Raw genomic sequence first — 18,865 nt, forward strand, 5'->3', positions numbered from 1 at the left:
TAGCCTGGCAGCTATGCCCGTGACCCTCCGCCGAGACCAGATCCTCGTGACCTTTGCTGCTGTCGTCTGGCTGGTCGGGACTGCCTTCGGGATGGGCCTGGTCGGTGGCACTGACGGCGTCAACGAGCAGGGCGAGGGGCTTTTCTCCGACTCGGCCACCCTGATCGCGCCCCACGGTCCGGCATTCACGATCTGGTCGGTGATCTACGTCTTCCTGATCGGGTATGTCATCTGGCAGTGGATCGCCAGCGACTCGCGCTGGGCGGCTGTCACCCGCTTGCCGGCTGCGGCGTCCTTAGCGCTGAATGGCATCTGGCTGCTCGTGGTCTTCGCGGGCTGGGTGTTCGTCTCGGTGCTGGTGATGCTCGGAATCGTGGCCTCCCTCGGGCTGATCCTGGCGCGCACCGCTGACCTGCCCCATGAGGGCCTGGGCGACACCATCTGGGTCGCCGTCACGTTCGGTCTCTACCTGGGCTGGATCTGCGTGGCCACCTGCGCCAACATCGCGTCCTGGCTGGTCGGGATGGGAGTGTCGGCAGAGGGGACCGGGCCTGCGTTCACCACCGTCGCTGTGCTCGCGGTGGTCGTCGGGCTGGTCGCCTTCCTGCTCACCCGCACTCGGCAGCCCGCCTTCCAACTGGCCCTGGTCGCCGCGGTCACGTGGGGGGTGGCGTGGGTGGCGGTCGGCCGTCTCACCGGCGACCTGCGCTCCGACCTGGTCGGGTATGCCGCGATCGCCACCGCGATCGCGGTGGTCGGGCTGGGTGTCGGCGCGCTACGGATGAGCAGGAAGCTCGAGCCTTCCATGGCCGGGAGCTGAGGGCCGAGCATGTTCGAGCGCTTCGGGGTGAGTGGGCAGGCCGAGCACGTCTACCTAGAGCTGGTGCACTCCGAGCCCACCTCGCGTGAGCAACTGGCAGCTGGTCTGGGGCCGTTCGCTGCGGGGCTGGATGATGTGATCGCCGAACTCTCGGGCCACGGGTTGGTCAGTCTCGACCCAACCCGGGCGCTTGGCTTCCAGGTTGTCGCGCCGCACCGCGCGGTCGACATCCTGATCGAGCGGGAGGAGCAGCGTCTTGCTCGGGAGCGGGAGGCGCTCGCGGCCAGTCGGGAAGGGGTGGGTGGGCTGCTCGAGGAGTTTCTGAGTGCGCGCGTCCGCCGCACGGGGGATGCGGTCGAGACGATCGATGAGCCGACTGTCGTGCGGGCCAGGCTCTATCAACTGATCCAGGGCGCCCAGCGGTGCGTCGACGCCACCCACCCCGGCGCTGCACTGTCTGCGGAGGCGACGGAGCAGTCGCTTGAGGTCGATCGCCAGCTCGCAGGTCGTGGTGTTGCCGCGCGGATCCTGATGAGTCGCGAATCCCTCGGGCCGGAGCACTGGGAGACGTACCTGGAGGAGACGACAGCGCTCGGGCACCGGGTCCGGCTGATGTCGGCGATTCCGCTGCTGCAGATCGTCATCGACGAGGAGATCGCGCTGCTGCCCTTCGTGACGCCAGCGGGACGGACGGGCGCCAAGGTGCTCCATGGCGCGGACCTGATCCGGCCTGCCATCGTGCTCTTCGATGAACTCTGGGGGACCGGGGTGCCCTTCGAGGCAGGAGTCGGTCCGGGGAATGACGCCAAGATCGACGAAGCGCGGATGCGCCAGGTCGCGACTTTGCTCGCCGGCGGGCTGAAGGACGAGACCATCGCCCGCCGACTTGGCATCTCTACCCGCACGGTTCGCCGCGTGGTGGCGGCGCTCCTCGATCACCTCGGTGCAGAGAGTTGCTTCCAGGCAGCGTGCCTCGCGGTGCGGGCGGGGTGGCTCGATCCGACCGATGAGGCCGTCAGGGGCGAGGAGTCGGTCACGGGCGCGGACGCGCCACGACGAAAGACGTGACGAACGGGCCGAGTTGGGCAGCGACCGCCCCGCGGCTGGCGGTCCGCTGGAGGCCGGTGTCGAGATCGGTGACGATCATCTGACTCGAAAAGCCGGTTGGCTGCAGCAGCAGCACCGTGCTCCACCCTGGCCCCGACAGCTCGGCGATCAGACTCGCCGGACCCCACTCGAGGCCCCGCAAAGCGGCGGTGAAACTCTCCGCGCCGATGAACTCTTCCACGACCGTCGTGCGCTGCAAGTCTTCGCACCAGGACGTGCGAGGCATCGGCAGGCAGGTGACCTCCTCCACAGGGAAGTCCGTGATGTTCGGGCTCTGGGGCTGGGCGGACATGATGTGCTCCTTTCGGCGAGGCCCCGGCGGGACCGATGTGAGGAGCGTGCCCATCCCTTCCCGGCCACCGGAAGGGGTTGCCGTGGCCCAAGGAGGACATGGCCAGTGGCGGACGCTCAACAGGACAGTCCCGCCCCGGCCGCGCTACTGTCGCCAAAGCTTGTGCAAACCTTGCACAACCAGCACCGAAGGAGCGCCATGACCGAGCACCACGACACATCCCCCGTCGACCCCGTCAACGTCAGCTCCGACCCCGAGGACGTGCAGAAGGTCCGCGACCTGATGGAGAGCATGGACATCGCCATGCTCACCACGACCGACTCCTCGGCACCGCACGAGCGCCTCACCAGCCGGCCGCTGTCCACCCAGGTGGCCGAGGACGACGGGGACGTCCTTTTCCTCATCCGCCGGAGCAGCGCCGTCGCCCGAGACGTCGCCGCAAACCCGCACGTCAACGTCGCCTACTCCTCGATGAAGGCCTGGGTGTCGCTCGCCGGCACCGCCACGATCGTCGAGGACCGCGCGCTCGTGGAGCAGCTCTGGTCCAAGGGCGCCGACGCCTTCATGGAGGGCGGCCCCGAGAATCCCGACAACGTGATCCTCAAGGTCTCCGGCGACACCGCGACCTACTGGGGCGGCGACTCTCTCGTCGGCCTGGCGGTCAAGACCGCCAAGGCGGTCACCGGGCGCGACAAGGACGAGGACGACGACTCCGGCGCCACCGTCGTCGAGCTCCCCTGACGCCACCACTCGCACCGTGATCACCCCCGTGGCAGAGTTGCGTGCCTTCCTGCACGCAGCTCTGCTGCGACCCGTCCCGCGCGATCAGCGCGACCCCGATCACGTCCTGCGGCGGCGCCGCATTGTCGCCGCCATCACCCTGGTGATCGGTGCCGCCCTCCTGTGGTGGTCCCTCCAACTCGAGCCGGGGGACCCGCTCTTCTACCTGGGCACCCTCGCCCTCGCCGCCACCTGGGTCGTCGGCGCGTTCGCCTCTGGCCCCCTGCACCTGGGACGGGCGCACACGAGGGACGGAACGGAATACTCCGGGGCCGTGGTCCAGTCGCTGTGTCTCGGGCTGCTCCTGCTCGCGCTCTTCCTGGCCGGCGCCGTCATCGTCGCCCAGATCCCATTCCTCTCCGGTCCCGTCGAGGACCTGCTCGACCACGCCCGCTACGGCTGGCTGCCGCTCGTCTTCCTGCTCACGCTCGTCAATGGGGTCGCCGAGGAGATCTACTTCCGCGGCGCCCTGTATGCCGCGATCCCGCAACGCTTCACCGTCGCCGCGACCACGATCATCTACGCGCTGACCACGGTCGCCGTCGGCGTCCCGCTTCTGGTGCTCGCCGCCGTCTGCCTCGGTCTGGTCTGCGGGCTGCAGCGGCGCGTGACCGGCGGCGTGCTCGGCCCGATCATCACCCACATCACCTGGTCCGGCGGGATGCTCCTGCTGCTGCCGCCCCTGCTCCAGATCCTGAGGTAAACCCATGTCCCGTGCTCTCGTCACCGGCGCCACCGGCCACATCGGCTCGCTGCTCGTGCCACAACTGCTCGACCGCGGGTATGCCGTGCGCGTCCTCACGCGATCGGCCTCTGGGCTGCCGGAGAAATGGAAGGAGCGGGTGGAGGTCGTCGAGGGTGACGCCGGCGAGGCGCGCGATCTGGAGCGGGCGCTCGCCGACGTGGACGTCGCGTACTACCTGATCCACTCGATGGACGGCCAGGGCGACTTTGTCGAGCGTGACCGGCGGTTGGCCGAGGCCTTTGGATCTGCGGCCAAGGAGGCCGGGGTTGGGCGGATCGTCTATCTCTCCGGTCTGCATCCCGATGGAGAGCTGTCGCCGCACCTGGCGTCTCGGGTGGAGGTCGGGGAGATCCTGATGGCGTCCGGCGTGCCGACTGCGGTCGTGCAGGCGGCGACCGTGATCGGTGCCGGGTCGGCAAGCTTCGAGATGCTGCGCTATCTCACCGCTCGACTGCCCGCGATGGTGGCGCCGAAGTGGCTGGACAACCAGATCCAGCCGATCGGTGTCGATGACGTGCTGCACTACCTCGTCGGAGCAGCGGACCTGCCGTCGGAGGTGAACCGGACCTTCGACGTCGGAGGTCCGGACGTGCTGACCTTCCGCGAGATGATGCACGGCTTCGCCGAGGTCACCGGGTTAAGGCGGCGGCTGATCGTGACGGTGCCGGTGATGACGCCGCAACTGGCGAGCCACTGGGTGGGGCTGGTGACACCGGTGGATGCCGGGGTGGCTCGGCCCCTCGTTGGCTCTCTCGTGCATGACGTGGTCTGCCAGGAGTCGGATCTGGCCGAGCTGGTGGGTGAGCCCGCCGGAGGACCTACGCCCTTCCGCACAGCCGTTCGCCGCGCGATGGTGGGCGAGGAACCGGACCCGAAGCACATCATCCCGGTAGCTGGCGCGACCCTGGCGGGGCTCGGGCTCCTCGCTGGCGTGACTGCTTGGTTGCGCTCCCGCCGGTAGCCCAGCTCCAGAGCAAACATTGTGCAAACCTTGTGCATCCAAGGTGGGTTGACCGCACGTAGTGCTGGGTGAGGGCGGAACGTCTCCGTCCCAGGACGAAGGAGTTCAGCTCATGCGTAGGACCACCACCACGACCCTGCTGGCCGGCCTGACCACGGCCGTCGGAGCGACCGCCCTCGCGGCGGCGCCGGCTCTCGCTGATGACCACGAGGCCACAGTCTCGGTGCTGCACGGCGTCCCCGGCCTGACCGTCGACGTCTATGTCAACGGGGAGGAGACCATCCCCAACTTCGAGCCGGGCACGTTGACCGACCCGATGATGTTGCCGGAGGGCACGTACGACATCGAGATCTACGCCGACGGTGATGACCCGGCGTCGGCAGAGCCGGCTCTGTCCGCCTCGGGCCTGGAGGTCCCCGGTGGCGCGAACCTGACCCTCGCCGCCCACCTTGCCGAGGACGGCACTCCCACGCTGGGCGCGTTCGTCAACGACGTCTCAACCCTGGACGCTGGCCAGGCCCGCCTGACCGTTCGCCACCTGGCTGCTGCCCCCGCGGTCGACGTGCGCGCTGGTGGTTCACCGGTCATCGAGGGCCTCACCAACCCGAACGAGCAGGTCCTCAACCTGGACGCCGGGACCGTGTCGGCCGATGTGGTGCTTGCGGGCACCGAAGATGTCGTGCTCGGCCCAGCCGATGTCGACCTGGCCGAAGGCACGAACACCATCGTCTATGCGTGGGGCTCGGCGGAGGACGCCAACCTGGCGCTGGCTGTTCAGGTCATCGACGGACTGCACGGCGACCCGGGCGGTGTGCCGTCCGGCCTCGGTGGCGGCCTGGGTGAGCAGGCGCTCATCGTGCTGGCGCTCGCCGGTGCCGCCGGCGCTGTTGTGGCGGGTCGGCGCCTGGTGCGTGCCGAGGCGTGAATCTCGGCCGTCCGGAGGGGCGGTCGCGGCGTCTCAACCTGGGCGCCGCGGCCGTACTCCTCCTGTGCCTCGGGCTGGTGGCCTGGGCCCTGACGTCGCTTCTCACGACTGGACGGTCGGGGGCGGTCGAGGAGTTCGGCGCCGACTCCCCTGCGGTCACGGGCGTCGTTCAGGCCAGGGCTAGTGAAGAATCCGACGAGGGGATTTCCGAGCCAACTCCCGTCAGTGCACCGCCTCAGTCCACCTTCGCGATACCTCGTCCCTCCGCGGCACCAGCGGGTGTGGACGCCCTCACCGACCGCCGGGCCGAGTCCGCGTCAGCAGCCCCCGTCCGGCTCCGTATCCCGGACGCCGGTGTCGATGCACCCGTCGACGCCGTCGGTGTCCAGGCGGACGGCCAGATGGAGGTGCCGGAGGATGCGGCGCGCGTCGGGTGGTACCGGTTCGGGCCCGCCCCCGGCCATCCCGGATCGGTCGTCCTGGCTGGACACGTCGACGACGCCTGGGGCAGGGCTGGCAGCCTGGCGGCCCTGCATGAGGTGAGGGAAGGGGCCGAGGTGGAGGTGGAGCTCGAGGACGGGACGACAACGACATACAGGATCGGGAGTCGGGAACAGGTCGCCAAGGCCGACCTGGCCGTCGATCGGCTCTTCGCCCGCCAGGGACCCGAGCAACTCGTGCTCATCACCTGCACCGGTGAGTGGTCGCGTTTGAGCGGGCACTACGAGGACAATCTGGTCGTCGTGGCGACGCCGGTCGAGGGGTGACGGGCCGTAGTGTGCATGACATGACCGCGCCCGACGACGCCATCGCGGCGGCCTGGGTGCGTGGCGAGGAAGGGGCGCTCGAGCAGGCCTACCACCGGTGGGGCGGGCTCATTCACGGTCTGGCCAGGCGTGCGGTCGGCGCCGATTCTGCGGACGACGTCAGCCAGCAGGTCTTCGTCTCGGCCTGGCGTGGCCGGGCGACCTACGACCCGTCGCAAGGGCCGCTCGGCGCATGGCTGGTCGGGATCACCCGGCGGCGGATCGCCGACCATCTGCGAGCTCGGCCTCGTCTCGCCGAGGTCCCCGCTGACCCCGCCACGCTCGAGCCGGAGCGGGGAGAGTGGAGCGAGATGGACCGGGACGACCTGCTCGCGGTCTACGAGGAGCTAGAACGGATCGGTGACCCGCAGCGGCGGATCGTGCTCCTCGCCCACGTCCAGGGGTTGACCCACCCCGAGATCGCTGAGGTGGTGCAGCTGCCGCTCGGCACCGTCAAGAGCCACCTGACCAGGACCATCGCCCGACTGCGCACTCGGATGGGAGGCGACCGATGACCCACGACGACGACCGGCTCGCACGGCTCCTCCGCGAGGCTGGCGAGCTCGACCAGGCGCCGCCCGAGGCGGTGTGGCACGGCATACGGGCGGAGTTGGACGGTGAGCCCGCGCCCGAGGCGAGGGGTCGGCGGGTGCTGCCCCTGCTGGTGGCCGCCGCGGCCGGCGCCGGTCTGATGTATGCCGCAACCCAGGTCTTCGACGACGATCCCGCGCCCGCGGAGGAAGTGGTCGCGAGCGCCACCCTCGGTCCGGTCGACGGCGAGGGGCAGCTCGGGCAGGCCGAGGTCGTGGAGCGGGACGGCCAGCAGGTGTTGCGTGTCCAGGTGGATGAGTTGCCGGATGCGGAGGATGGCTATCTCGAGGTGTGGTTGCTGCGTCCCGACGTGAGCGGTCTGGTCACGCTCGGTGTGCTGGACGCTGGGACCGAGGAGTTCGTGCTGCCGCAGGGCATCGATCTGGCTGAGTATCCGGTCGTCGACATCTCGGTCGAGCACCTCGACGGTGACCCCGGGCATGGGGGCAACAGCGTGGTGCGGGGCGAGGTCGGGTAGTCAGCGCTTGAGCAGTTCGGTCGCGACGAGGAGGGCGGCGTCGACGACCGACGCGGGCAGCCCGTCCGCGCGCGACTGGCTCGCGTAGAGGCCGCCGGCCCAGATCCGGGTGTCGGGGTTGGCGCGGCTCAGGACGGCCACCAGATCGGTGACAACCGGTGCGTCGGAGGGAGTGGGGACGCTGATGACAGCAGCGGCTGGCTGGAGGACGCGCAGCGTGTGCCCCCAGCTCTCCACCGGCACGTCGGCGCCGAGGAAACTCACGTCGATGCCTTGCCGCTTGAGGCAGACCGCGAAACACATGGCTCCGAGCGCGTGGAGAGACCCGGGTGGGAGGCCGACGACGCAGACGGGGGCGCCGGTGTTGAGGCCAGCGGCTTCGAAGGCGACGGCGAGGCGGCGGTGCACGGCGGCGGACACGAAGTGCTCACCGGCCACGGACACCTCGCCGCGCTCCCAGGCCAGGCCCACCTCGGTGAGGGCGGGCAGGATCCACTCGGAGACGGCGCGCTCGAAGGAAGCGCGGGAGAGCACCTCGTCGAGCGTCGCGGTGAGGAGGATCTGGTCGTAGGCGCGGGCGGCGAGCACCAGGTCACGAATGGCGGGCAGCGGCGTGTCCGGGTTGGGGGGTCGGGGCGTGGGCACCTGCCCGAGTTCGGAGGATCTGCGCACCTGCGCGGCGGCCAGCGAGGCGGGCGCCCCTCGCCGCACCATCTCCGCCATCCGCGCCAGAGCGCTGACGTCCTCATCCCCGTAGAGGCGATAACGGGACGCTGACCGCTCGGGTGAGACCACGGCATACCGGCGCTCCCAGGCACGCAACGTCGCGGAGGGGACGCCGGTGAGTTCCGACACCTGCTTGACCGTGTAGCGGTTGTCCACGACACCTCCTCGGGCTGGGCAGCCTGGACAGACCTGGACACAGGTTAGACGCCAGGCGGGTCGGAGCGCGGCTGACCTGCGCCGACCGTAGGATCTCCCGAAGCTGCCAAGGGTCGAAGGAGTCCGGGTGAGTCGTTATCGGATGTACCAGGTCGCCGAGCTGACCGGGGTGGCGCCAGCGACCCTGCGGGCCTGGGAGAACCGGTATGGCGTGGTCGCCACGGCGCGGACCCGGCAGAACCACCGGCTGTATTCAGAGGCTGATGTGGCGACCCTGACGCGGATGGCGGAGCTGGTGGGGCAGGGGATGTCTGCCTCGCGGGCGGCCAAGCAGGTCAGTCTGCCGGCGGCGTCGGCGGCGATCGCCGAGCCCTCGTCGCCGCCCACGTCGTTCGACCTGGTGTGGGCGGCGCAGACGTTCGATCCGGTCTTTCTTGATCGTGTGCTGGATGGCGCCTTTGCCGCGGGTGAACTGGAGGATGTCCTGGATGGCTGGGTGATGCCGGCGCTTGCCGACCTGGGTAAGGCGTGGGGCGAGGGACGCGTCGACGTGGCCGGTGAGCACTTCGTGAGCGGTGCCGTGAATCGGCGGCTGTCGGGCTACTTTGAGGCGGCTCGGCCGAAGGGTGGCGGGCCGGTCGTGGTCGTGGGCTTGCCGCCACGGGCGTATCACCAGTTGGCAGTGCTGGCGTTCGCGGTTTGTCTGCGGCGGTGCGGGGTTGATGTGAGGTATCTCGGCGCCGATGTGCCGGTGGAGGGGTGGGTCCGGACGGTCGAGGTGCTCAGCCCGGCAGCGGCCGTCGTTGCTGTGCCAACGGCGATGGATGTGAAGCCGGCCGGTGAGGTGGTGCGGGAGTTGGAGCCGATGGTGCGCGTCATTGTGGGGGGTGGCGCTGCCGCGGCAGTGGCTGAGCGCCACCCCGTCACGCAACTGCCGATGTCACTCGCGGGCGCTGCGAGAGATCTCGCAACGCAGCTCACTGCAGCTGCACTGGTCGCCCCCTGATCGGGGCCCTGTCGGGACCAATGACCCAAGCTCCACCCTGCTACTCTTACTGTAACAATGTAAATGTAGGGAGAGAGTGCAGGCGATGATCGAACTCGATGACCTCAAGTCGAGGTCACCCCGCGAGCGCCTGACTGCCCTCACCGGCGAGCCTGAGACTCAGTGGTTCGATCGCAAGTCGGCCCGCGTGAAACCGGATGTGCTCGCCCGGGCGATCGTCGGTTTCGCTAACGCCGAGGGTGGCATTATCGCGATAGGCGTGGCGGGGGGAGTGCCGGATGGGCCGGTGGATCCACGGCACAGCAACGCCTTGCGTAGGGTCCCTCTCACCCACTGCGCCCCTCCCCCGCGCGTCCACTTCACCGAGCTGACGCTGGAGGACGAAGGGCCGGACATTCTGCTCGCAGTGGTCGAGCCAGGACAGGCCTTACACGAGACGAGCGCCGGAGACGCCTACCTGCGCGTGGGTGACTCAACCATGAAATTGAATGCCTCGCAGCGGGAAGAGTTGGCCTACGACCGTGGTGGGGCACAGTACGAGTCCAGGCCGATGCCTGACGTCGGCGTTACAGACCTTGATCCGCGATTGCTGACAGAGCTCAGAGCCGCAATGGCTTCCACCGTCGAGGACCGGCTGATGCTCTCCGCACGTAGTCTGCTGACCGGTGCAGGGCAGCCCACGATCGCCGCCTACCTGTTGTTGGGCAGGTCGCCCGGTGAGCAGATGCCGCACGCCCACGTGCGTATTCTGCGCCACCTCAACGTTGGTGCGGGCAGCGGTGCCCGGCAGACGGTGGACGCAGAGGGGGATATACGAGTAGAGGGTGCGATCCCGGACGTGGTAGCCCGCGCCCTGGACCAGGTCGAGCAATGGATGCCCCGCCGTCAGGCGTTACGCCACGATGGGCGCTTTGGGCCGACCCCGATCGTCCCCCGCGACGCCTGGCTTGAGGGCTTGGTCAACGCAGTGGTGCACCGCTCCTACAGCATGTCCGGAGACCACATTCGTATTGCGATCTTTCCCGACCGACTTGAGATTGAAAGCCCTGGGCGCTTCCCAGGGTTGGTGGACCCAACCAGGCCGCTTGAGATCGCGCGGTATGCCAGGAACCCCAGAATCGCGCGGGTGTGTCACGACCTCGGCATTACGCAGGAGAGAGGTGAGGGAGTGCGGCGCATGTTCGAGGAGATGCGCCTCGTGGGGCTGGTTGACCCGATCTTCAAGCAAACGTCGGGCAGTGTACGGCTGATCTTGCACGGCACCCCCAGAATCAGTCCCGAGGTGCAGGCGACCATGCCACCCGCAGCACCGCGCGTCTTGGATGTCTTGAGAACAGCTTCAAGCCCGATGGGTACGGGGGAGATCGCAGCAGCTGTTGGGCTCCAGCGTCCTGCTACGTTGCGAGCTCTTCGGGCGCTCCAGGAGGCTCGCGAGGTGGTGTGGCGAGGGAAGTCGGCCAAGGACCCGCGGGCCACCTGGAGTTTGCCTCATGGGTCCTGACGGTAGGCATCTACTCGAACCCTCTACTCTCACTTCCGGGTAAGAGTAGAACGAGCAGGAGGGGGCGCCCGTCCACGCGAACGCGCGCATTCGCTCAGGCGGAGGGGAAGTGCCAGGTGGGCGGCGGCATACGGGCGGATGCGCACGTCGGCGTGCACGGGAGGAGGCGACGCGGACTCGCCGCATGCGCAAGCTCGGGTCACACTTCGGCGTAGAAGCGCGATGGGCGCGGGCTTCAGGCCCACATGCGCGGGAGGGCGGGTGGCGGCGTGGGGGTGAGTCCCGCATCGACGCGACGCCGGAACGACTCCAGTGCCCAGCGGACGTAGTCGGGGTGAAACGTGACGTCCTCCCAGGTGAAGCGGATGACCGTCCAGCCGAAGACGGCAAAGGTCGAGTAGCGGCGGACGTCCTTGCGGAAGCCCTTGCGTTCGGCGTGGAACTCGAAGCTCTCGGCCTCGATCACCAGCCGCCGAGACTCGTCGATCAGGTCGACCAGGCCCCACACACCGACCTCGGTGAGTTGCACCTGGGGTCTGACGTTAAGCCCGGACTCGATGGCGAGAGCGCGGGTGGCAGATTCGAAGGGATTGGCCGCGAGGCCGCTCGCGTGCTGAGCCACGAGACGAGCCCGACCGACCCGGGGTCCGCGCAGCTGTCCCACGGCTCGAGTCAGTTGGTCGTTACTGATGAAGCGGTCGCGGAGCGCGGAGTCGGCGACCGCCAGGGACTCGGTGAAGGGCAGGTCCAGGGCGCAGTCGAGGACAGTGCGAAAAGGAGTTGTCACACCGTTCTTGATCGTGTCCCGCGGGAGGTCGCGCCAGGTGGTGATGGCGTGCTGCTGATGACTGCGCGGCACCTTGCGGTTGCGGGGGACGATGACTTCCGGCTTCTCAGGAGCGGTCCACACCTTGAGGTCGTAGTGGTTGGCCGCGCTGCGTCTGGCGAGCGTGGCGCTCAGCGAGATCGCGGTGTCCAGATCTGTGTCGAGGGAGGCGAGCCGGTAGTGACCAAGGCGCGATCGGACCAACGTCTCGTCGCTGACCGCAGCTGCGAGGTCGCGTTTGCGCACCTCCAGAGAATTCAGCTGGGCCCAGGTCGCGCGGCCGCCGCAGCGGCGGAGGGCTTCGACTGGGTCCATGACGCCACTGTGCGCGATGTGAGCAGGTGGCCGCAGGAGTTTTCCACAGGCTGGACGGGTGGGAGAGTGGCAGGGGCGTGCACCCGAACGTGCGCATCGGGGGAGGCGAGGGGGAAGGTGCAGGTGGGTGGCGGCATACGGGCGGATGCGCACGTTCGCGTGAACGGGGTGTGGGCACGTGAGGCGAGAGGTGCGGGAGGTGGCCGGGCGAGAGTGCGGAAGGTGCCGGGGCGGCGGGCTCAGCCGCGTCGCCAGGACCCGTCCCGCGCCGCGAGCAGCACGGCCGCTGACGCAGCCGCCCACGCCTGGGGCCGACAGCTCGCCGGGTAGGGCACGGGCCGCGCGCCCACCGGGTCGCCCGAGACCAGCTCGGGGAAGCGGTGGTGCACCGAGGAGGACAGCCTGACCAGTGCCTCGCTGACCTCGCGCGCCTCGGACTCATAGCCCGCCCGCAGCATCCCGAGCACGCAGATCGCGGTGTCGTGCACCCACACCGAGCCGGTGTGATAGCCGGTCGGGTTGTAGGCCGGGTTGTCCGCCGACAACGTGGCGATCCCGAACTCGCGCAGCATGTCCGGGCGCATCAACCGCTCCACGACAAGCCGCTCCTCCGCAGCCGTCAGCACGCCCGTCCCGAGCGCGTGGCCCATGTTCGACCCCACCCCATCGACCGGCTGGCCGTCGGCATCCAGGGCCATCGCCAGGTAGCGGTTCTCGCCCGACCCCACCCAGAAGCGCTCTCGCACCCGCCCCTCGAGCGCGTCCGCGAACGCAACCCACCGCTCGCCCCCGTCCTCACCCAGCGCCTCAAGCAGCGAGGCGGCTCCGCGGGCGGCCTCCACGGCATACGCCTGGGCCTCCAGCAGCGCGATCGGCGCCGGCGCGATCGTGCCGTCCGCCCGGCGCATCGAGTCGCCCGAGTCCTTCCAGCCTTGGTTGGAGAGCCCCGTGCCCGCCTCGTCGACATAGCGCAGGAAGCCGTCGTCGGCCTGCTCGCACATCCGCTCCATCCAGCCGAGCGCGGCGAGCATGGTCGGCAGGAGTCCGCGCACCTCGTCCTCGCCGAGCCCCCACCGCCACGCGTCGACGAGCAGCACCACCCACAGCGGGGTCGCGTCGACCGTCCCGTAGTACAGCGGAGGCAGCCGCAGCCCGGTCGCGTCGTAGGCGCCCCGGCGCACCTCGTGCAGGATCTTCCCGGTCTCCGCCGCGATCGCGACGTCGTCCTCGCGAGCCTGGCGCCGCGCGAGCGTGCGCAGCGTGCCGAGCGGGAGTGCGGTGCTGAAGGGGAGCATGAAGCGCGCCGCCCAGAGCGAGTCGCGGCCGAAGAGCGTCAGGTACCACGGCGTCCCCGCCGCCGCGAAGACGTCCCCCGGCGCCTCCGGGTCGGTGAGCAGCAGGTGCTGCAGGTCGGTCAGGTTGGTCTCGACCATCCGCCGCCAGGCCGGGTCGTCGGCCACCCGCTGCGCCACGTCGCCGAAGTCCGCCAGCCCCGATCCCTGCCCGGCGTCGAAGGCGCTCGCCGCCACCGGCTCGGTCGTCAGCTCGAGGGTGACCACCTGGGCGCCGCCAGCCTCGACCTCGACCGGCCACTCCAGCGCCACCCCCTGTCCCGTATGCCGTGCGCCCCCCGGTCGCGGGGTGCATTCCACCTGGGTCGCGTGGCGCTCGTCGGCCCAGGTGGGGGTCGGCTCGAGGTGCGCGGCCAGGGGAGTGGTCTCGTCGGCCCCGCCGGACTTCACCGAGCCCAGGTCGGCGCCATCGCCGCCGATGAGGACGTGCAGGGTCGCGGTCACCGTCTCGGAGGACCGGTTGCGGATCGTGATCTCCTCGGTCAGCGTCCGCGCGACCACCTGGCGGCGGCGGTGGATCTCGACCGTCGGGTCCGGGCCCGGGTCGCCGAGGTGGCGGGCCACGGCCCAGAAGCGTGAGGTGTCGCCGACGGAGTCGCAGGCCACGGCCACCGCGGGCTCGTCATCCAGCCTGACCTGCAGCACCGAGAGCACCCGCCGGTCGTCCACGAACCAGCCGCCCCAGATGCACCCCTTACGTCAATGCACCTGGACCCGAACACTCACGTCACGAACATTCACGTCAATGGAGACAGGACCCCATGCCGACCACCCCCATAGGCAAGCGCGCGACGATCTTCGACGTCGCGTCGGCCGCTGGGGTCTCCCGTCAGACCGTCTCCAACGCGCTCAACGCCCCCGAGCGCGTCAAGCCCGCCACCCTCGAGCGCGTCCGCTCCGAGATCGACCGGCTCGGCTACCGCCCCTCCAGCGCCGCCCGCGGCATGCGCAGCCAGCGCGCCGGGGCGATCGGGGTCGAGCTCAACGCCGACGGCTTCTCCGACGTCGGGCCGCTCGTCCTCACCCAGCTCGCCCTCCACGCCCCGTCCCACGACGTGCACCTCGTGCCCTTCGTCCAGCCCGACGGGCCGGTCGTCGACGGCTACAGCGACATGTCCCGCCGCAACCTGGTCGACGCCTACATCTTCGCCGACACCCACGTCGGTGACCCCCGTCCCGGATGGCTCACCGCCCGCGCCATCCCGTTCGCCACCTTCGGCCGCATCTACTCCCACCCCGAGCTCACCTGCTGGGCCGATGTCGACGGCCACGCCGGCGTCGGCCTCGCGGTCGAGCACCTCGGCGCCCAGGGCTACGGCACCGTCGGTTACCTCGGCTGGCCGCTCAACGACCGCGCCGAAGGCGTCGCCGAGGACCGCCACCGCGGCTGGGTCGACGCCACCGCCGCCCGCGGCGTCACCGGCCCCGAAATCTGCGTCCACCAGGACCTCGACGCAGCCGTCGCCGGAGCCCACGACCTCCTCGCCCAACTCGCCCCCGGCGACGCCGTCGCCTGCGCCTCCGACCTCCTCGCCCTCGGTGTCCTGTATGCCGCTTCCCACCGCGGCCTGCGCGTCGGCCCCGACCTCGGCCTGGTCGGTTTCGACGGCTCTGCCATCGCCCAGCGGCACCAGATCACCTCCATTGCCCAACCCTTCGAGGCGCTCGCGCAGACGCTGCTGCGCCTCGTCCACGACCAGCTGTCCGGACGCTCCCCTGCGACGTCCGGGCAGCTGCTGACCCCGTCCCTCGCCCCCGCAGCCAGCACGGACCGCGAGAGCCAGCTGACGGCATACACCCCCATCCCTGTCACGGGGAACTGAGTAAGGAAGGCAACACCTCATGAAGAAGACCCACCTCACCCGGCTGGTCGCCCTCGCGGCGGCCGGCACCCTGACCCTCACCGCGTGCGGTGGGGACGGCTTCGATGACGAGACCACCCCGGCCGACAACGGCGCCGAGCAGGACGCCGGCGGCGGCACCGACGGTGACGACGCCACCGGCGCCGCCGGCGGCTCCTCGCTGAAGATGCTCATCGCCTCCTCCGGTGACGCCGAGACCAACGCCGTCCAGGAAGCTGTCGACGCCTGGGGCGAGGAGAGCGGCAACACCGTCGAGGTGACCGTCGCCTCCGACATGAACCAGGAGCTCGCCCAGGGCTTCGCCGGCGGCAGCCCGGCCGACGTCTTCTACCTCAACGCCGACGCCGTGGCGACCAACGCCGAGGCCGGCAACCTGTTCGCCTACACCACCGAGGACAACGACGACTTCTACGAGGCGCTGCGCAACTCCTTCGTCGTTGACGGCGAGCAGTACTGCGCGCCCAAGGACTTCTCCACCCTCGCCCTGGTGATCAACACCGGCATGTGGGAGGAGGCCGGGCTGACCGACGACGACATCCCCACCACCTATGACGAGCTCGCCGACGTCGCCCAGCAGCTGACCACCGACGACCACGTCGGCCTCGCCTTCTCCCCCGAGATCCACCGGGTCGGCGCCTTCGTCGTCGGCTCCGGCGGCTGGTGGATGAACGATGACCAGACCGAGCCCACCGCCAACACCCCCGAGGTGATCGAGGGCCTGGAGTTCGTCCAGTCGATGCTGCAGGACGGCTCGGCCGCCTACGCCACCGACCTCGGCACCGGCTGGGGCGGTGAGGCCTTCGGCACCGAGGCCGCCGCGATGACGATCGAGGGCAACTGGATCAAGGGCGCGATGGAGAACGACTACCCGGACGTGGACTACACCGTCGTCGAGATGCCCGAGGGCTCCGGCGGTCCGGGCACCCTGACCTTCACCCAGTGCTGGGGCATCGCGGCCGACAGCTCCAACCAGGACGCCGCCGTCGACCTCGTCACCTTCCTGACCAGCCCCGAGCAGCAGATGAAGTTCGCCGACGCCTTCGGCGTCATGCCCTCGCGCCAGTCGGCTGCCGAGGACTACGCCTCGACCTACCCCGAGGACGAGGCCTTCATCGCCGGTGGTGAGTATGCCCGTGGTCCGGTCAACGTGGCCGGCTCCACCGAGGTCATCGCTGACCTGAACAGCCAGCTCGAGGGCCTGGCCAATGGCAACGTCCAGAGCATCGTCGAGTCCTTCGACAACAACATGCAGGCGGTTCTGGACCAGTGAGATCACGAGACCCACAGCGCCAGCCAGTGGCTGGGTGGCTGTTCATCACCCCCATGTTGGTGATCCTGGGGCTGTTTCTGGTGGCGCCGATCTTTATGGCGCTGTGGGTCTCGGTCTCCGACTGGACGGGACGCGGATCACCGTTCAGTTCCGAGGTGAACTTCGTCGGGCTGAAGCACTATGACTCGTTGCTGCGGACGGAGGGGTTGGCGCGGCAGGACTTCATGATGTCGCTGCGCAACAACTTCTACTACGTGATCGGGGTGGTGCCAGTCCAGACGGTGCTGGCGCTGGCGCTGGCCGTGATCGTCAACCAGAAGTTCTTGAAGGGCCGGACCTTCTTCCGGACCGCCTTCTACTTCCCGTCGGTGGTCAGCTCGGTCGCGATCTCGCTGGTCTTCCTGTTCCTCTTCGCCGGTGGCGGTGCGGTCAACCGCTTCCTGGCGATGCTGGGGATCAGCGGGCCGAACTGGTTCAACGACGCCCGTGGTGTGCTGCACATCGCCGGTGACGCGGTCGGGCTGTGGAGCCTGCAGTCGCCGCCGGCCTGGATGACCGGGACGCGGGTGATGAACCTGTCCGTGTGGGAATGGTTCGCCGGTCCCTCGGTCGCGATGTCGGCCATCATGCTGCAGGTCATCTGGACCACGGCCGGGACGTTCATGCTGATGTTCCTCGCTGCCCTGCAGGACCTGCCCGGTGAGGTGGACGAGGCGGCGATGGTGGATGGTGCCAACAAGTGGCAGCGCTTCATGAACGTCACCATCCCCCACCTGCGGCCCACGATCCTGCTCGTGGTGACGCTGGGCATCATCGGCACCTGGCAGGTCTTCGACCAGATGTATGTGATGACCCAGGGTGGCCCCTCCAAGACCACCCTGACCCCGGCGTATCTGTCCTTCCAGCAGGCCTTCACCAACCTCAACTTCCCCCGTGGTGCGGCGATCGCCTTCCTGCTCTTCCTGATCATCTTCGCCCTGACCCAGCTGCAGCGCTTCATCCTGCGGGACAAGGACGCGGCCGCCCAGAAGAGGTTGGAACGACGGCAACGACGTGAGCGGCGCCAGGCCGCTCGCGGCCAGGGCCCCGATCGCCCCAACACGCCCGCCGGTGAGGCCACCCTCGCCCGGTCCAAGGCCGAGGAGGTCCAGTCATGACCCAGAGCACGACCGGCGGCACGTCGATGAACCAGCAGGGCCTCGTCTACCAGGGCGAGGACACCGCGCGGCGGCGACGCGAGCGCGGGGGTGAGAAACGGCATACGGGAGCGGAGTCGTCCACCAAAGCCGTCGGCGACAAGGACGGCGGCGTCAAGAAGACCGTCGTCTACGGGCTGCTCATCCTGTTCGCGATCATCTACATCTTCCCCTTCATCCTGCAGCTGGTGACCGCCTTCAAGACCAACCCGGACGCCGTCAACAACCCGCTGTCGCTGATCCCCGACCCGTTCACGACGGCGGCCTGGGAACGGTTGCTGCAGACCAGGTTCCCGCTGTGGTTCACCAACTCGGTGATCGTCACGCTCTTCGTGACCGTGTGCCGCGTGCTGTTCTGCTCGATGGCCGGGTATGCGCTGGCGCGGCTGAAGTTCTTCGGGCGCGACACCGTCTTCACGCTGCTGCTCGCGATCATGGCGGTGCCGGGGATCGTGCTGCTGATCCCGAAGTTCCTGGTGATCAACTACCTGGGGATCTACAACAGCTATCCGGCGCTGATCGTGCCGCTCGTGGTCGACGCCGCGGGTGTGTTCATCATGAAGCAGTTCTTCGAGCAGATCCCGCCCTCGATCGAGGAGGCTGCGCGGATCGACGGTGCCGGGCCGTTCAGGACGTTCTGGTCGGTCGTGCTGCCGATGGCCAAGCCGGCGCTGATCACGATCACGATCTTGAGCTTCCAGGGATCGTGGAACGAGCTGGGGCACTTCATCATCGCGACCAACGACTCGAGTCTCTACACGCTGACGCGTGGCCTGGCGAGCCTGACCTCCGGTGGACTCGGTGCCGGGAGCCAGTTCCCGATCACGATGATGGCCGGCCTGCTGATGACCATCCCCACCGCGCTGGTCTTCATCGTCTTCCAGCGCTACTTCACCCAGGGCGCGAACGTGGGTGCTGAGAAGGGGTGAGCGCTCGGCGCCCGGCGGGTGCAGGTCGGGCGCGCCCCGCGGGTGCGCTCGGCTGCACGTGCCGGGCGAGTGAGACTCCCGTTGCCGGGCGGGCTGGTCGGGGCTTCGTCGCCCTGACCAGCCCGCCTCTTCGGTGCACCTAGTTTTCTCCTTCTCGCGCTGGTCCCTCCCGCGCGGCTCCCTCCCGCGCTGGTCCCTCCCTCGCATCTCCCATCTCCCGC

Annotated in this window: 19 protein-coding genes; 15 read left to right on the forward strand and 4 right to left on the reverse strand. The window is 69.2% G+C overall.

Annotated features, from left to right (window positions below):
* The first annotated feature begins 13 nt into the window (after positions 1–13).
* Together ACQBAT_RS00765 and ACQBAT_RS00770 are read left to right on the forward strand one after the other, a co-directional pair.
* Entirely contained in the window at positions 14–820 is an 807-nt protein-coding gene (locus ACQBAT_RS00765; protein WP_420746310.1) for a TspO/MBR family protein, read from the forward strand.
* A gap of 9 nt (positions 821–829) precedes the next feature.
* Positions 830–1,888 (forward strand): LuxR C-terminal-related transcriptional regulator, encoded by a 1,059-nt coding sequence (locus ACQBAT_RS00770; RefSeq protein ID WP_420746311.1) that lies wholly within the window; start codon positions 830–832, stop codon positions 1,886–1,888.
* Here the strand turns inward: ACQBAT_RS00770 and ACQBAT_RS00775 are convergent.
* Positions 1,854–2,219, reverse strand: a complete 366-nt coding sequence (locus ACQBAT_RS00775) for a hypothetical protein (protein WP_420746312.1) — start codon at positions 2,217–2,219, stop codon at positions 1,854–1,856. The two genes, ACQBAT_RS00770 and ACQBAT_RS00775, sit on opposite strands and share 35 nt — an antisense overlap.
* A 198-nt stretch (positions 2,220–2,417) precedes the next feature.
* Between ACQBAT_RS00775 and ACQBAT_RS00780 the strand changes: the two genes are divergently transcribed.
* The 7 genes from ACQBAT_RS00780 (at position 2,418) to ACQBAT_RS00810 (ending at position 7,505) form a co-directional block, all read left to right on the forward strand.
* Positions 2,418–2,960, forward strand: a complete 543-nt coding sequence (locus ACQBAT_RS00780) for a pyridoxamine 5'-phosphate oxidase family protein (protein ID WP_420746313.1) — start codon at positions 2,418–2,420, stop codon at positions 2,958–2,960.
* A 16-nt stretch (positions 2,961–2,976) separates the two neighbouring features.
* The gene (locus tag ACQBAT_RS00785; RefSeq protein ID WP_420746314.1) at positions 2,977–3,702 is read left to right on the forward strand and encodes a CPBP family intramembrane glutamic endopeptidase; all 726 of its coding nucleotides are present in this window, start codon (positions 2,977–2,979) and stop codon (positions 3,700–3,702) included.
* A gap of 4 nt (positions 3,703–3,706) precedes the next feature.
* Positions 3,707–4,705, forward strand: a complete 999-nt coding sequence (locus tag ACQBAT_RS00790; protein WP_420746315.1) for an NAD(P)H-binding protein — start codon at positions 3,707–3,709, stop codon at positions 4,703–4,705.
* 112 nt (positions 4,706–4,817) lie between these two features.
* Positions 4,818–5,630, forward strand: a complete 813-nt coding sequence (locus tag ACQBAT_RS00795; RefSeq protein WP_420746316.1) for a DUF4397 domain-containing protein — start codon at positions 4,818–4,820, stop codon at positions 5,628–5,630.
* 281 nt (positions 5,631–5,911) lie between these two features.
* Positions 5,912–6,397 (forward strand): class F sortase, encoded by a 486-nt coding sequence (locus tag ACQBAT_RS00800; RefSeq protein ID WP_420746317.1) that lies wholly within the window; start codon positions 5,912–5,914, stop codon positions 6,395–6,397.
* A 20-nt stretch (positions 6,398–6,417) separates the two neighbouring features.
* Positions 6,418–6,951 (forward strand): RNA polymerase sigma factor, encoded by a 534-nt coding sequence (locus ACQBAT_RS00805; RefSeq protein ID WP_420746318.1) that lies wholly within the window; start codon positions 6,418–6,420, stop codon positions 6,949–6,951.
* A complete protein-coding gene (locus tag ACQBAT_RS00810; protein ID WP_420746319.1) occupies positions 6,948–7,505 on the forward strand; it encodes an anti-sigma factor in 558 nt (185 codons plus the stop codon). Before ACQBAT_RS00805 ends, ACQBAT_RS00810 begins: the two co-directional genes overlap by 4 nt.
* Here ACQBAT_RS00810 and ACQBAT_RS00815 read toward each other — a convergent pair whose 3' ends face one another.
* Positions 7,506–8,387, reverse strand: coding sequence for a MerR family transcriptional regulator (locus tag ACQBAT_RS00815; protein ID WP_420746320.1), 882 nt, complete (start codon positions 8,385–8,387; stop codon positions 7,506–7,508).
* Positions 8,388–8,514: 127 nt separating this feature from the next.
* Here ACQBAT_RS00815 and ACQBAT_RS00820 point away from each other — a divergent pair, with 127 nt between their 5' ends.
* Positions 8,515–9,393 carry a MerR family transcriptional regulator gene (locus tag ACQBAT_RS00820; RefSeq protein WP_420746321.1) on the forward strand — a complete coding sequence of 293 codons (879 nt, stop codon included), beginning with the start codon at positions 8,515–8,517 and terminating at the stop codon, positions 9,391–9,393.
* A gap of 85 nt (positions 9,394–9,478) precedes the next feature.
* Entirely contained in the window at positions 9,479–10,894 is a 1,416-nt protein-coding gene (locus ACQBAT_RS00825; protein ID WP_420746322.1) for an ATP-binding protein, read from the forward strand.
* Positions 10,895–11,129: 235 nt separating this feature from the next.
* Here ACQBAT_RS00825 and ACQBAT_RS00830 read toward each other — a convergent pair whose 3' ends face one another.
* Positions 11,130–12,035: a DUF559 domain-containing protein gene (locus tag ACQBAT_RS00830; RefSeq protein ID WP_420746323.1), complete on the reverse strand. Its 906-nt coding sequence runs from the start codon at positions 12,033–12,035 to the stop codon at positions 11,130–11,132.
* Positions 12,036–12,274: 239 nt separating this feature from the next.
* A complete protein-coding gene (locus ACQBAT_RS00835; protein ID WP_420746324.1) occupies positions 12,275–14,056 on the reverse strand; it encodes a glycogen debranching N-terminal domain-containing protein in 1,782 nt (593 codons plus the stop codon).
* 92 nt (positions 14,057–14,148) lie between these two features.
* Between ACQBAT_RS00835 and ACQBAT_RS00840 the strand changes: the two genes are divergently transcribed.
* From ACQBAT_RS00840 to ACQBAT_RS00855, 4 genes are read left to right on the forward strand one after another with little or no spacing between them, the layout of a single operon-like run.
* On the forward strand, positions 14,149–15,210 hold the full coding sequence (locus ACQBAT_RS00840) for a LacI family DNA-binding transcriptional regulator (protein WP_420746325.1): 1,062 nt from the start codon (positions 14,149–14,151) through the stop codon (positions 15,208–15,210).
* A gap of 19 nt (positions 15,211–15,229) precedes the next feature.
* Positions 15,230–16,519, forward strand: coding sequence for an extracellular solute-binding protein (locus ACQBAT_RS00845; protein ID WP_420746326.1), 1,290 nt, complete (start codon positions 15,230–15,232; stop codon positions 16,517–16,519).
* Between the two features lie 53 nt (positions 16,520–16,572).
* Complete coding sequence (locus ACQBAT_RS00850) at positions 16,573–17,676, forward strand: carbohydrate ABC transporter permease (protein WP_420746327.1); 1,104 nt, start codon at positions 16,573–16,575, stop codon at positions 17,674–17,676.
* Complete coding sequence (locus tag ACQBAT_RS00855) at positions 17,673–18,644, forward strand: carbohydrate ABC transporter permease (protein WP_420746328.1); 972 nt, start codon at positions 17,673–17,675, stop codon at positions 18,642–18,644. The genes ACQBAT_RS00850 and ACQBAT_RS00855 overlap by 4 nt, the downstream gene beginning before the upstream one ends.
* Positions 18,645–18,865 lie beyond the last annotated feature (221 nt).

This window comes from Ornithinimicrobium pulveris (genome assembly GCF_050261105.1).
Lineage (GTDB): Bacteria > Actinomycetota > Actinomycetes > Actinomycetales > Dermatophilaceae > Ornithinicoccus.